Annotated in this window: 16 protein-coding genes; 5 read left to right on the forward strand and 11 right to left on the reverse strand. The window is 32.8% G+C overall.

Features of this window, described 5'->3' with window-relative positions:
• Window position 1: 1 nt before the first annotated feature.
• Entirely contained in the window at window positions 2–796 is a 795-nt protein-coding gene (locus tag IM755_RS06970; RefSeq protein ID WP_194095132.1) for a polysaccharide biosynthesis/export family protein, read from the reverse strand.
• Between the two features lie 135 nt (window positions 797–931).
• Complete coding sequence (recR, locus tag IM755_RS06975) at window positions 932–1552, reverse strand: recombination mediator RecR (RefSeq protein ID WP_194095133.1); 621 nt, start codon at window positions 1550–1552, stop codon at window positions 932–934.
• 140 nt (window positions 1553–1692) lie between these two features.
• Here recR and IM755_RS06980 point away from each other — a divergent pair, with 140 nt between their 5' ends.
• Window positions 1693–3189: a sodium:solute symporter gene (locus tag IM755_RS06980; RefSeq protein ID WP_194095135.1), complete on the forward strand. Its 1497-nt coding sequence runs from the start codon at window positions 1693–1695 to the stop codon at window positions 3187–3189.
• Here the strand turns inward: IM755_RS06980 and IM755_RS06985 are convergent.
• Window positions 3186–3542, reverse strand: coding sequence for a CoA-binding protein (locus IM755_RS06985; RefSeq protein WP_194095137.1), 357 nt, complete (start codon window positions 3540–3542; stop codon window positions 3186–3188). The genes IM755_RS06980 and IM755_RS06985 overlap by 4 nt on opposite strands.
• A 102-nt stretch (window positions 3543–3644) precedes the next feature.
• On the opposite strand from IM755_RS06985, the gene IM755_RS06990 reads away from it, so the two are divergent.
• The 3 genes from IM755_RS06990 to IM755_RS07000 all read left to right on the forward strand — a co-directional run bounded on the left by IM755_RS06990 (window position 3645) and on the right by IM755_RS07000 (window position 6243).
• Window positions 3645–4076 carry a hypothetical protein gene (locus IM755_RS06990; RefSeq protein ID WP_194095139.1) on the forward strand — a complete coding sequence of 144 codons (432 nt, stop codon included), beginning with the start codon at window positions 3645–3647 and terminating at the stop codon, window positions 4074–4076.
• 93 nt (window positions 4077–4169) lie between these two features.
• Window positions 4170–4793, forward strand: coding sequence for a MarC family NAAT transporter (locus IM755_RS06995; RefSeq protein ID WP_194095142.1), 624 nt, complete (start codon window positions 4170–4172; stop codon window positions 4791–4793).
• 28 nt (window positions 4794–4821) lie between these two features.
• Complete coding sequence (locus IM755_RS07000) at window positions 4822–6243, forward strand: SDR family oxidoreductase (RefSeq protein ID WP_194095144.1); 1422 nt, start codon at window positions 4822–4824, stop codon at window positions 6241–6243.
• A gap of 56 nt (window positions 6244–6299) precedes the next feature.
• On the opposite strand, the gene ctlX is transcribed toward IM755_RS07000, so the two are convergent.
• From ctlX to IM755_RS07015, 3 genes are read right to left on the reverse strand one after another with little or no spacing between them, the layout of a single operon-like run.
• Entirely contained in the window at window positions 6300–7235 is a 936-nt protein-coding gene (gene ctlX, locus IM755_RS07005) for a citrulline utilization hydrolase CtlX (protein ID WP_194095146.1), read from the reverse strand.
• Window positions 7219–7383: a hypothetical protein gene (locus IM755_RS07010; RefSeq protein WP_194095148.1), complete on the reverse strand. Its 165-nt coding sequence runs from the start codon at window positions 7381–7383 to the stop codon at window positions 7219–7221. Before IM755_RS07010 ends, ctlX begins: the two co-directional genes overlap by 17 nt.
• A 3-nt stretch (window positions 7384–7386) precedes the next feature.
• Window positions 7387–8301: a dimethylarginine dimethylaminohydrolase family protein gene (locus IM755_RS07015; protein ID WP_194095150.1), complete on the reverse strand. Its 915-nt coding sequence runs from the start codon at window positions 8299–8301 to the stop codon at window positions 7387–7389.
• 134 nt (window positions 8302–8435) lie between these two features.
• Between IM755_RS07015 and IM755_RS07020 the strand changes: the two genes are divergently transcribed.
• A complete protein-coding gene (locus tag IM755_RS07020) occupies window positions 8436–8807 on the forward strand; it encodes a hypothetical protein (protein WP_194095152.1) in 372 nt (123 codons plus the stop codon).
• A 52-nt stretch (window positions 8808–8859) separates the two neighbouring features.
• Here IM755_RS07020 and IM755_RS07025 read toward each other — a convergent pair whose 3' ends face one another.
• The 5 genes from IM755_RS07025 to IM755_RS07045 form a co-directional block, all read right to left on the reverse strand.
• Complete coding sequence (locus IM755_RS07025) at window positions 8860–10143, reverse strand: citrate synthase (RefSeq protein WP_194095162.1); 1284 nt, start codon at window positions 10141–10143, stop codon at window positions 8860–8862.
• 164 nt (window positions 10144–10307) lie between these two features.
• Complete coding sequence (gene eno / locus IM755_RS07030; protein WP_194095164.1) at window positions 10308–11603, reverse strand: phosphopyruvate hydratase; 1296 nt, start codon at window positions 11601–11603, stop codon at window positions 10308–10310.
• Between the two features lie 100 nt (window positions 11604–11703).
• The gene (gene carA / locus IM755_RS07035) at window positions 11704–12813 is read right to left on the reverse strand and encodes a glutamine-hydrolyzing carbamoyl-phosphate synthase small subunit (RefSeq protein WP_194095174.1); all 1110 of its coding nucleotides are present in this window, start codon (window positions 12811–12813) and stop codon (window positions 11704–11706) included.
• 133 nt (window positions 12814–12946) lie between these two features.
• The gene (gene rplQ, locus IM755_RS07040) at window positions 12947–13432 is read right to left on the reverse strand and encodes a 50S ribosomal protein L17 (protein ID WP_194095176.1); all 486 of its coding nucleotides are present in this window, start codon (window positions 13430–13432) and stop codon (window positions 12947–12949) included.
• A gap of 61 nt (window positions 13433–13493) precedes the next feature.
• Window positions 13494–14486 (reverse strand): DNA-directed RNA polymerase subunit alpha, encoded by a 993-nt coding sequence (locus IM755_RS07045; RefSeq protein WP_194095178.1) that lies wholly within the window; start codon window positions 14484–14486, stop codon window positions 13494–13496.
• Window positions 14487–14495 lie beyond the last annotated feature (9 nt).

The raw sequence follows: 14495 nt of genomic DNA on the forward strand, positions 1-14495 counted from the left end.
ATCACAATGTTTTAGACAACACTAACAATGTTGTAATTAAAGAAATAGCCGACATAATTGTTGCCACAGATTGCATACCTGTTACTCCAGTCCCCCAAGACTTTTGCTTTAAAGGTTTAACGATAATATAATCGTTTGGTTGTATATAAAAATAGGGAGAATTTACTGCATTAGCATCTGTCAAATCTATACTATAGGTTTCAAATCCGTGAGCAAATTTTCTAATTATTTGCACTTCTTTGCGATTCCCTGTAATTGTAATATCACCTGAATTTGCAATTGCTTCCATGATAGTAGCCCTATCCTGATACAAGACACCCATACCTGGACTGTTGATTTCTCCATTAATTGTATATCTTAAACCAGATAGTTTCACCGTAACAAAAATATTAGCTTCTTTTTTAAAGTATTCTTCCAATAATTGTTTTTCTATCTTTATTCTAACTTCATCAGTGGTGTATCCTAAAACATTTAGCTCTCCAAGAATTGGCACTCTAATATTTCCATGATCATCTACAGTATATCCGTCAAAGTATAAAGTTTGCGGAGACTTTTGAGTTTGACTAGATCCACCTGAAGATGCAGAAAACATATCTACTAACTTTTGATCTAGAGCTTTTATATTAATACTTATCACATCATTTGTTTGAATTCTGTAAGGTTTAGAAACCTCTTGAGAAACTTTAATCGAATCGGATTTTGATATGGGATTTGGTTGCAAATACGTTAAATCCTTTGTAGAAATACACGAAGTTAGTAGAACCGAAAATATGGTTAAAAAAAATATTTTTTTCATGAGTTAACTATACTGATAATGCTTGCCTTTAGTAAATAAAACACAACAAAAGACAAACCAAACTAAATTAGGTAACAAATATAGTTTTTACAATTAAAAAAACGAAGCTATTCGCGATTTTTGATTAAAATTTTATCAATATGGCTTTATTGACGTTTCGAATGGAATTCGATTTAATAAACTTCTTCCTAAGGTTACTTCATCTGCATATTCTAACTCATCTCCAACAGCAATTCCTCTTGCGATAGTTGATGTTTTAATTTCGAATTCTTTAATCTGTTTGTAAATGTAAAAATTAGTCGTATCACCTTCCATGGTGGAACTTAATGCAAATATGATTTCAGCTACGTTTCCTGCTTTTACTTTTTCAACAAGCGAAGTGATTTTTAATTGACTTGGTCCAACACCTTCGATGGGTGAAATTTTCCCTCCCAAAACATGGTAAACTCCTTTAAACATTCCTGTGTTTTCCAATGCCATCACATCTCGAACATCTTCTACCACACAAATTATCGATTTATCTCGAGAAGAATTAGAACAAATAGCACAAACATCAGCATCCGAAATGGTATGACATTCTTTGCAGTATTGAATATCATTTCGCATAGCTATTAAAGCTGAAGACAAAACCTCAGTTTGTTCTGAAGGCTGTTTTAATAAATGCAATACCAAACGCAATGCCGTTCTTTTACCAATTCCTGGTAATTGAGCCATTTCGTTAACCGCGTTCTCCAATAATTTTGATGGTAATTCCATTTAGCAAAAGTAGTCAATTTTGAAAAAAGAAAATAGACAACAGAAAATAGAAGGTTAAAATTTTTCATATTGTCTTTTTTCCATTTTCTATGCTCCATTTTCTCATTTATTTCTATTTTAGCACAACTAAAAACCAATGTATGACTTCAGGAACTATTTTAGCTATTATTATTATTTACTTCGGAATTCTGATTTTGATTTCCAATTTTGTTAGTAAAAAAGACAGTAGCAATGATGCTTTTTTTAAGGCAAACAAAAATGCGAAATGGTATTTGGTAGCTTTTGGAATGATTGGAACAGCGCTTTCTGGCGTAACTTTTATCTCAGTTCCAGGCGAAGTAGGAAATCCTGATTTACAGTTTAAATATTTTCAATTTGTTTTAGGAAATGCTATAGGTTTTCTCATCATCGCTACCGTTTTACTTCCACTGTATTATCGCATGAACTTGACTTCGATTTACAGTTACATCGAACAACGATTAGGCGTTGTGAGTTACAAAACTGCGGCTACCATTTTCTTAATAAGCAGAACAATTGGTTCGGCTTTTCGTTTGTATTTAGTAGTGATTGTGTTGCAACGTTTTGTTTTTGATGATTTTGAAGTTCCGTTTGCAGTTACAGTTTTAATTTCATTGGCCTTAATTTTTGCTTACACCTATCGTGGTGGTTTGAAAACGATTATTATTACCGATACTTTACAAACGTTTTTCTTAGTTTCATCCGTATTCTTGACGATTATTTTTATTTGTAATAGTTTAGATTTAGGATTTATTGATGCTTTTGAAACCGTTAAAAACAGTAATTATTCTAAAGTCTTTTTCTATGAAGATTATCTAAAAGGCAATTATGTTGTGAAACAAATTTTAGGCGGCATTTTCGTAACCATAGCTATGGTTGGATTAGACCAAGATTTAATGCAAAAGAATTTGAGTTGTGCTAACATTAGCGAAGCACAAAAAAACATGTTCACTTTCACTGGAATTTTTGTGATCATCAATATTTTCTTCTTAAGTGTTGGTGCTTTGCTTTATTTGTACGCGGAGAAAAATGGCATTTCGGTTCCAATGGTTGATGGTGTAAAACGTACCGATTTATTGTTCCCAGAAATTGCTTTTAATCATTTAAATATAATTCCAGCAGTCGTTTTCTTATTAGGATTAACCGCAGCAACTTTTGCTACAACAGATTCTGCTTTGACTGCTTTAACCACATCTTTTTGTGTAGATTTCCTTGGAATGGATAAAGCGGAAAACCAAAATAAATCCAATGCTGTTAGAACGCGTCATTTTGTGCATGTTGGATTTTCTTTATTGATGTTTTTGGTAATTATCATCTTCAATTCGTTGAATGACAAATCAGTAGTAACGATGATTTTTAAAGTAGCGAGTTATACTTATGGGCCACTTTTAGGATTGTATGCGTTTGGATTGTTTATGAAATCAAAAACCGTTCACGATAAATTAGTTCCCATTATCTGTGTTATTTCTCCATTGATTTGCTTTTTGTTGGTCAAAAATTCGGCAGCACTTTTCGGAGATTACGTAATTGACAACGAATTAATTATCGTAAACGGTGTTATTACTTTTATTGGCTTATTGTTAATTAGCAAACCCGCAACAAGTCAAACTAAATTTTAATATTGATTGGTTGCCAATAACACCAAAGTACAAGCAACTTCATATTTGATATTATTTGCTTTCAATATTTTATAAAAATCCGGATTTTCGGTTCCTGGATTAAAAATAACACGTCTTGGTTTTAACGATAAAATATAGTCGTAATAGTCTTGTTGTGCTTTTGGATTAAGATATAAAGTCACTGTATCCACTGCATGAAAATCTAATTTTTCGGTTTCGATTGGAATATCAAATGCCATTCCTTTTTTAGCTCCAATGGCTACTACTTGATGGCTTTTATCTACTAAACTGTGAATTGCCTTGTATGAATATCGCTCTTTATTTGTGGAAGCTCCTATAACTAATGTTTTCATTTTATTTTTATTTAGAAATTTAAAGTTACGATAAATAAACAAATAATAAAAATTTTCTAAAGTCTGATTTCGAAACCATTTTTGAAGTAATTTTAAACAAAAATGCTTTATAACATCTCATACAAAGATTTAAAAATTGAAAGAGAAATCAACGAATTAGTTGGAAAACCTTTTTCAATATTTGACAATTTTAAAAAAGGAGGCATCGGTTCTCCAAAATTATTTATTACTAGATGCAGTTCAGCCATCTATGATTTATTACACGTCAACAACTCGGTAAAATTCTGCAACATTGAATTACGTCCAAATGGCATTATCATTGGCTTTCAATCTCGATTAGACGTTTATGCATTGGTAATTCCTTATTATAAATTGGTTCTGTTTAAACCAGGAAACTCAATTACATTTCATATCGACCATCATTACATCTCGGTTGACTGTTCAAAAAACAGTAAAGGCGTTCAAAAATTCATTGATAAACTTGAATTGGAAAAAGAAAAAAACACCTTTTACTCTCCTTTAGATGCTTATTAACCTTCCTTACATTAAGGAAACCTAAAAGTAAAGAAGATTTTTTTTTGATTCGTAAATAAAATAATTACCTTGTACTAAATTTGTAAAAAAACAATGGAATTATTTATTTATTTATTCGCCGCCTTATTCTCTGTATTAAATCCAATTGGAACCGTTCCCATTTTCGTTGCCTTAACCGAAGGTTACACAAGTGCTGAACGAGCAAAAGTTTCATTAATTACCAGTATTAACGTTTTAATCATCTTGTTGATTTCATTTTTTATTGGGCAATATGTATTGAGTTTCTTCGGCATCACAATTACGGCTTTACGAATTGCTGGAGGAATCATCATTACCAGTTCAGGTTTCGGATTATTGAATGGAAATTTCAGTAAAAACAAAGGAATCAATAAAAAAGTGCAGAAAGAAGTTCAAAACAGAACTCATATTGCACTTACTCCTTTAGCAATGCCAATGTTGGCCGGACCTGGTTCAATTTCTTTACTTATTGCTTATTATCAAGAACACAATACTACATCTGAAATTATAATTTCAACAATTTCAATTACTGTTGTTGCAGCTACTATTTATTTAGTTCTAAGAAGCGCACATTATTTAGCAAAATTACTTGGTTCGTCTGGAATTGTAGCTATTTCAAGAATTATTGGCTTCCTAACGATTGCTATTGGTATTCAGTACATTATTAGTGCTATTTTAACTATTGTTAGAGGCATTTAAAAATTTCCTTTTGTACCTTTAATAAAAAATGCGAATTTTATTAACGGGTGCTAACGGCTATGTGGGACGAAGATTACTCCCAGAACTTTTATCTCAAGGGCATGAAGTAATTTGTTGTGTTCGAGATAAAAACCGACTTGGATTAGACAAAACTACTCTAGAAAAAATAACGCTTTGGGAAGTCGACTTTTTACTCCCAATTAATCTAGAAAATCTACCTAAAAATATAGATGTAGTCTATTATCTAATTCACTCCATGACTTCTTCTACTTCTGACTTTGATGTTATGGAAGGGAAATCGGCTCATAATTTCAATTTGTACATGAACGAAATTGGAGTAAAACAAGTTATTTATTTAAGTGGAATTGTAAACAACTCCGAACTTTCAAAACATTTGCAATCTAGAAAAAATGTAGAGGACATATTATTTGAAGGCAATTTCCATACTACGGTTCTTCGTGCTGGAATTATAGTTGGCTCAGGAAGTTCGTCTTTTGAAATCATTCGTGATTTGTGTGAAAAATTGCCCGTAATGATTACTCCAAAGTGGGTTTTAACGAAATGCCAACCTATTGCTATTCGTGATGTGATTCATTATTTAACTGGCGTTTTACTAAAAAAAGAACATTATAATAAATCCTACGATATTGGTGGCCCTAATGTAATTACTTACAAAGAGATGATGCTTTTGTATGCTAAAACGAGAGGTATTAAACTTTGGATTTTCACACTACCTGTAATGACACCTAAACTCTCTTCTTATTGGTTATACTTTGTAACTTCTACTTCTTACAAACTAGCTACAAACTTAGTTGATAGTATGAAAATGGAAGTCGTTTGTAAAAATAACGACCTTCAAAAAGCATTAGGAATTAAACCCATTACGTATGTAGACGCTATAAAATTAGCTTTTTTAAAAATCGAACAAAATCTTGTGATTTCGAGCTGGAAAGATAGCTTGGTGAGTAGTCGATTCAAAGAAAATTTTTCAGAATTTATTCAAATTCCCACTTATGGATGTTTGAAAGATCATAAAATTAGATCCGTAACTGATGTAGAAAAAACACTTGACAACATTTGGTCTATTGGAGGTGACAAAGGTTGGTATTATGGAAATTGGATGTGGAAAATTCGTGGTTTTTTAGACAAACTTTTTGGAGGTGTAGGATTAAGAAGAGGCCGAACACACCCAACCCACTTGGACAATGGAGATGCGCTTGATTTTTGGCGCGTTTTGGTGGCTAATAAAGAAGAAAAAAGATTACTACTTTATGCCGAAATGCGATTACCCGGTGAAGCTTGGCTGGAATTCAGAATTGACAACAATAACAAACTACATCAAATCGCAACTTTTAGACCTAAAGGACTTTTAGGACGCTTGTACTGGTACAGCTTAGTGCCTTTTCACTTTTTTATTTTTGGAGGAATGATTAAAAATATTACCAAATAAAAAATCCCAAATTCTTACTTAATAGAATTTGGGATTTTTTTATATCGTTTGAAAAATTATTCTCTTGGCAAGAAAATTTCAGCCATCATACAACGCGCACTTCCACCACCACAAGCTTCAATAGTATCTAAACTTGAGCTTACAATAGTCACATGTTCTTCTAATTGGGCAATTTGCTTTTTAGTCAAACTTTGGTGAGCTGATGCACTCATAATTAAATATCTTCTGTCATCTGTTCCTTTTACCTCTAACATATTTCCTGCGAAATTGTTTACTTGGTCTTCGGTGATAAGAATTACTTCTTTTTCATCACCTTTTAAACTATCTAAGACCATTTTACGTTCTTTCTTATCGTCGATACAATCTGCACAAATAACCGCAAATGTTTCGCCCACGCACATAATTACGTTCGTGTGATAAATATGTTTTCTTTCCCCATTTACTGTTTGAAACGCTTCAAAAATTACGGGAGTAAATTCGAAATCTTCACAAAATTCGATGAATAGTTCTTCGTCTGCTCTTGGAGATAAAGCACAATACGCTTTTCCGTTAGCTCTATCTAAAACGATACTTCCTGTTCCTTCCAAGAAAATATCATCATCTTCAGCTGAAGTGTAATCCATAATTTCATTGATTACAAAACCTTCATTTTCTAAATGATCTAAAACATCTTCTCTTCTTTCTAAACGACGATTTTCAGCAAACATTGGATATAAAACTACATCTCCATTCTCATGAAATGAAATCCAGTTGTTTGGAAAAATACTATCTGGCGTATCTGGACTTAATGTATCTTCAACCACTACAACATTCAGTCCAATCATTCTTAACTTTTGAACGAAAGTATCAAATTCTTCTTGTGCTTTTGCATTAACCGAAGCTGGTGTTAAATTATCCAATACTTTTTGGTAATAATTATTCACCGCTGTTTGTTCATTCATACGGAATGCTACCGGACGAATCATCAATATGGAGTTAGTTGTTTGGTTCATGTTTTTCTTCTTTATTTTTTTCTGATAAATCGTATTTTTTGATTACGACATTATTTTTATTTGGATTCTTAGTATTCTTTACAACATATACTATTGCACTAACTACAATTATTGGAAAAACCACATAAAAATAGATTGCAGTAAGCATAGCCTAATCTCTAATCAAAGGCAAAGTTGAACATCTCAACAAACCTTCTTGCTTTGCAATTTCTGCATATGGAATTTCTTCTACTGTAAATCCATTTTCGCGAAGCCAATTGTTTAATCTGGTGAAATTCTTTTCAGAAACTACTACATCGGGAGCAATGGAAAACACGTTGGAATTCATGTGATACATTTCTTCTCTTTCGATGTGGAATAAATTTTCTTTTCCGAATAAATTCACTAAAAACATATAATCGGCTTCTTCACGGAAACCACTTTTGTATATAATTCCTTTATTGGTTCCCACAGGTTGAAAACAACAATCTAAATGCAAAGCGTTATCACGAGGTTCAATTTTTGATTTTACTAAATCAAATTCTTTCACAATTTTATTTGGAAACAATTCTTTAATATAATTTACTCCTTGCATGTTGGTTCTTGCCGTGATGTAATCTTTATAATCCGAACCTTTGTAAGTTCCTATAAAGATATATTCGTTCCAAGGCATGACGTCGCCACCTTCAATATGTACTTCTTCTGGCAGACGCACCACTTTCTTAGGATCAATTTGATCGATTACGTATTGAATCGCGTCTAATTCACGCTCTCTATCCGGTAAAATATTGGCTTTGATAAAAATGTCATCGATTACAAATCCGATGTCTCTGGCGAAAATTTGGTTGTAATTTTCAATAATTTGAGGTCTGAAGACTTTTACGTCGTATTTTTGGAACACTTTGTTAAAAGCTTCCATTTCGTTTACCATATCTGCTTCCACAGGATAGGTTCCAGCTTTAATATGCTCTAATGATTTAGGATCATAGGCTTCTTCAATGGTAGGTGTTGGACCGTTACTTGTAGCAGTTCCTAACACCACAGCCCTTAATCGGGAGGTTTCGTTTTTTACATTTAATTGTAACATAGCTTTCGGCTTTTGGCAAATATAGAAAAAGGAAACGAGAATATAAATTAGTAAACTATTATAAATTCGCTTCAAAAAGATTCTTTTTAGATATAAATGATTAAATTTGAGAAAACTATAAAAAACAAATTATCATGGGATTATCAAATTTTTTCAGTTCTCTTTTTGGAAAAGCTAAAGAGAAAGCAGAAATAGCCAAAGAAAATTTAAGTGAAGTTGCAGAAAATGTAGCTGAAAAAGCTGCAGATGTAGCCGAAGACGTAAAAGAAACAGTTGAAAATGTAGCCGAAAAAGTTTCAGACAAATTGGAAGAAATGGGTGTGCCTGAAAAAGTAAACGAATTTGTTGATGTCGCTAAAGAAAAAACAGCCGAAGCTGCGGGTTGGGTTGAAGAAAAAGCACACAACTTAAAAGAATCATTACAAAATGCCGCTGAAACTGTAGAAGATAAGGTAGAAGATTTAACAGGAAGCACAGAAGAAGAAGCACAAAAACCTACTGAATAAATCGTACATTTATAAAAACAAAAATCCCACTTTTCAGTGGGATTTTTTATTATTATCTGTCTTTAACTTCTTTAAAAGGACGTAATGTATAACCTGTATAAACTTGTCTTGGACGTCCAATTGGTTCTTTATTTACTCTCATTTCTTTCCATTGTGCAATCCAACCTGGTAAACGACCAATAGCAAATAAAACGGTAAACATTTCAACTGGAATACCCATAGCGCGGTAGATAATTCCTGAATAGAAATCTACGTTTGGATATAAGTTTCTTGATTTGAAATATTCGTCTTCTAAAGCTACTTTTTCTAATTGTTTTGCAATATCTAATAATGGATCATCAACTCCTAACGAACTTAATACATCATCAGCTGCTTTTTTAATGATCGTTGCTCTTGGATCAAAGTTTTTGTAAACACGGTGACCGAATCCCATTAAACGGAATGGATCGTCTTTATCTTTTGCTTTTAAAACGAATTTAGCAACATCCCCTCCATTGTCATGGATTTCTTGTAACATTTCTAATACCGCTTGATTAGCTCCACCGTGAAGTGGTCCCCAAAGAGCAGAAACTCCAGCAGAAATTGAAGCAAATAAACCAGCATGAGAAGAACCAACGATTCTTACTGTAGAAGTAGAACAGTTTTGCTCATGGTCAGCATGCAAGATGAATAATTTATCTAAAGCAGCAACAACTTTTGGATCTGCTTTGTAAGGTCCAGTTGGTAATTCAAACATTAAGCGCATGAAATTTTCAACGTAACCTTTAGTATTATCGTAATAATTTAATGGATAACCCATAGTTTTTCTGTAAGTCCATGTAGCAATTACTAAGAATTTACCCATAGTTTTACAAACTGCTTCATACATTTCTTTTTCGTTGTGAGGATTCACTGACTTAGGATTGAAAGCAGTTAAAGCACTAGTTAAAGAAGCTAAAACACCCATTGGATGAGCCGTTTTTGGGAAACCATCAATGATGTTTTTCATTTCCTCGTTAACTAATGTATATTTACGAATATCGTTTTCGAATTTTTCTAATTGGGCTGCTGTTGGAAGTTCTCCAAAAATTAACAAATAAGAAACTTCTAGAAAATCAGCTTTATCGGCTAAATCTTCGATTGAATATCCTCTATAACGTAGAATTCCTTCTTCACCATCTAAGAAAGTAATTTCACTTGTACATGAACCTGAGTTTTTATAACCAGGGTCAATAGTAATAGCACCAGATGCACTACGCAACTTGTCTATGTCGATAGCAACCTCATTCTCAGTTCCCACAATTACTGGAAACTCATACTTTTTGCCATCAAGCTCTAATATTGCAGTTTTTGACATATTATTTATATGATATTTTATGATAAAATTAATGTGAATTGCGAATTTAACAAATAATAATCAAACAATAAAGAAATTATCTATAATTTATGGTTAAATAATATACATAAAAAATCCTGCTATAAAATACTACAACAGGATTTAAAAATGATATCTAAAAGTAATTATTTTTTTACTTTAAAAGCATTTACGCCAGGAAAATAAGCCACATCAGCTAATTCTTCTTCAATTCTTAATAATTGATTGTATTTTGCCATACGATCAGAACGTGAAGCCGACCCTGTTTTGATTTGTCCACAGTTTAAAGCAACTGCTAAATCAGCAATTGTGTTATCTTCTGTTTCTCCTGAACGGTGTGACATTACTGAAGTATATCCAGCATTATGCGCCATATTTACAGCTGCAATTGTTTCCGTTAAAGTACCAATTTGGTTTACTTTAATCAAAATAGAATTCGCAATGGATTGACTAATTCCGCGAGATAATCTTTCAACATTCGTTACGAATAAATCGTCACCTACTAATTGTACTTTATCACCGATTTTTTCAGTTAATAATTTCCAACCTTCCCAATCGTCTTCGTACATTCCGTCTTCGATAGAAATGATTGGATATTTTTCTGTCAATTCTGCTAAGTAAGAAGCTTGCTCTTCAGAAGTTCTGATTTTTCCAGTTTCCCCTTCAAATTTAGTGTAATCGTATTTTCCGTTTACATAAAATTCTGAAGCGGCACAGTCTAAAGCAATCATTACATCATCACCAAAAGTATAACCTGCATTGGTAACTGCTAATTTGATAGAATCTAAAGCGTCTTCAGTACCTCCAGCTAAATTTGGAGCAAATCCACCTTCATCACCTACTGCAGTAGATAAATTTCTATCGTGTAATACTTTTTTCAAGTTGTGGAAAATTTCAGTTCCCATTTGCATCGCATGAGTAAAATCTTTTGCTTTGACAGGCATAATCATGAATTCTTGAAATGCGATTGGAGCATCAGAATGAGAACCACCATTAATGATGTTCATCATTGGAACTGGCAATGTATTAGCAGAAACACCGCCAACGTAACGATATAATGGCATCCCTAATTCGTTAGCTGCTGCTTTTGCCACAGCAAGAGAAACACCTAAGATTGCATTAGCACCAAGATTTGATTTATTTGCTGTTCCGTCTAAATCAATCATCATTTTGTCGATTAAATTTTGTTCAAAAACCGACATTCCCACAATCGCTTCTGCAATTTTTGTATTTACATTTTCAGCTGCTTTTAAAACACCTTTACCCATGAAAGCTTTACCACCATCACGAAGTTCTACTGCTTCATGCTCTCCAGTAGAAGCGCCACTTGGAACAGCTGCTCTTCCTAAAATTCCATTATCTGTAACTACATCAACTTCGATTGTTGGATTTCCACGCGAATCTAAAATTTGTCTAGCGTGAACTTTGATAATTATACTCATTTTATATTTTTTTAAGTTACTATCTTGTGAATAATAACAAATTTATAATTTAAACTATAATGATACTGAAAAACTCAAAAAACTTATAAACGATAACGTTTTAGTTAGCTGCAGTTTGTATATTTTCGATAAATTGATCGAATAAATAACTGGAATCGTGTGGTCCAGGGCTTGCTTCTGGGTGATATTGCACTGAAAAACAGTTTTTCGATTTCATTCGCATTCCCGCCACAGTTCCGTCATTCAAATGTTCGTGTGTTAATTCGAAATGAGGATGTTTATCTAATTCTTCTCTCACAATAGCAAAACCGTGATTTTGAGAAGTGATTTCCCCTTTTCCAGTAATCACATTTTTTACTGGATGATTGATTCCACGGTGACCGTTGAACATTTTATAAGTTGAAATTCCATTAGCTAAACCAATGATTTGATGTCCTAAACAGATACCAAATAAAGGTTTATTCTCATTAAGAATTTGACGTGCTACTTCTTGAGCGGTTTCTAAAGGTTCTGGATCACCAGGTCCGTTTGACAAAAAGTACCCATCAGGATTGAATGCTTTCAAATCTTCAAAAGAAGCATTGTATGGAAAAACTTTTATGTAGCAATCTCTTTTCGCTAAGTTTCTAAGAATATTCGTTTTGATTCCTAAATCTAAAGCTGAAATTTTATATTTTGCTGATTCTTCTCCAAAGAAATAAGGTTCTTTAGTAGAAACTTTAGAAGCCAATTCCAAACCATTCATATCTGGAACTTGAGCTAATCTTTCTTTTAATTCTTCAATTGGAGTTCCATCCGTACAAATAACCGCATTCATTGCTCCGTTATCTCTGATATAACTTACCAAAGCTCTAGTATCTACATCGGAAATTACGATAAGATTTTGTTTACTTAAATAATCAAACAAACTTTCAGTAGCATCTACGCGTGAATAATTAAAGCTGAAGTTTTTACAAACTAATCCTGAAATTTTCACTGAATCAGATTCCACTTCTTTGTCGTTAACACCATAATTTCCAATGTGAGCATTAGTAGTAACCATGATTTGCCCGAAGTAAGAAGGATCTGTAAAAATTTCTTGATAACCTGTTGTTCCCGTATTAAAAGCGACTTCACCAAAAGTAACCCCTTCAATTCCTATTGATTTTCCGTGAAAAATAGTACCGTCTTTAAGAAGTAAAACGGCTTTAGAACGATTGTTGTATTTCATTGTGTTGTGTTGTTGTGAGTGCAAATTTAGTTATAAAAGTTGTTTTTTTCAACTGTTTGAATCGTAAAACCAAAAAAAAAGGATAAACTTAAAAAAGTCTATCCTTATTATTTTTACATGAATGGTATCATGATTATTCTGTAGCTTCAGTATTTTCAGAAGTTTCAGCAGCTGGAGCTTCTGGTGTAGCACTTTCAGCTTTTTTAGCTTTTCCACGACGAGTCGTTTTCTTAACTTCTTTTTTACCACCATTGTACAATGTGTTGAAATCTACTAACTCAATCATTGCCATATCAGCGTTATCTCCTAAACGGTTTCCTAACTTGATGATACGAGTGTATCCTCCTGGACGGTCACCTACTTTAGCAGCAACTTCTCTGAAAAGTTCTGTAACTGCATATTTGTTTCTTAAGTAAGAAAAACAAATACGACGATTGTGAGTAGTATCTTCTTTTGATTTTGTAACTAATGGTTCAACAAATTGTTTTAAAGCTTTCGCTTTAGCAACAGTAGTGTTGATACGTTTATGTTCGATTAAAGAACAAGCCATGTTAGCTAACATAGCAGCTCTATGTCCTTTTTGTCTACTTAAATGATTGAATTTTTTTCCGTGTCTCATGACGTCTATTATTTATCTTCATCTTGCATCAATCCTTTTCGGAGCGCAAAATATGAAGCAATTATTCTTTATCTAACTTGTATTTAGTTAAATCCATTCCAAAAGTTAGGTTTTTATTAGCCACTAACTCATCTAATTCAGTTAATGATTTTTTACCAAAATTACGGAACTTCATTAAGTCGTTCTTGTTGAAAGATACTAAATCACCTAATGTATCAACTTCAGCCGCTTTTAAACAATTTAATGCTCTAACAGATAAGTCCATATCAACTAATTTAGTTTTCAATAACTGTCTCATGTGAAGTGATTCTTCATCATAAGACTCAGTTTGAGCAATTTCATCTGCCTCAAGAGTAATTCTTTCGTCAGAGAACAACATAAAATGGTGGATTAACGTCTTAGCTGCTTCAGTTAATGCATCTTTAGGATGGATAGAACCATCTGTAATGATTTCAAAAACTAATTTTTCGTAGTCTGTTTTTTGTTCCACACGGAAATTCTCAATAGCATATTTTACATTCTTTACTGGAGTGTAAATAGAATCTGTAAAAATAGTTCCTATTGGAGCATTTGATTTTTTGTTCTCTTCAGCAGGAACATAACCTCTACCTTTTTCGATAGAAAGTTCCATATTGATAGCTGTTTTACTGTCTAAATTACAGATAACTAAATCTGGATTTAAAACTTGAAAACCAGAGATGAATTTTTGAAAATCACCTGCAGTAATCTTGTCTTTCCCCGAAAGAGAGATAGAAACAGACTCATTATCAATATCTTCAATTTGACGCTTGAAACGTACTTGTTTTAGATTTAAAATAATTTCTGTAACATCTTCAACAACACCAGAGATTGTCGAGAACTCATGTTCTACACCTTCAATTCTTACTGATGTAATTGCATATCCTTCAAGAGAAGATAGCAAAACTCTTCTAAGTGCATTACCAACAGTCAATCCGTAACCAGGTTCCAAAGGTCTAAATTCAAATTTACCTTCGAAATCCGTAGAATCGATCATGATAACTTTATCGGGCTTTTGAAAATTAAATATTGCCATATTTCGACT

The organism is Flavobacterium proteolyticum, assembly GCF_015223105.1.
GTDB lineage: Bacteria > Bacteroidota > Bacteroidia > Flavobacteriales > Flavobacteriaceae > Flavobacterium > Flavobacterium proteolyticum.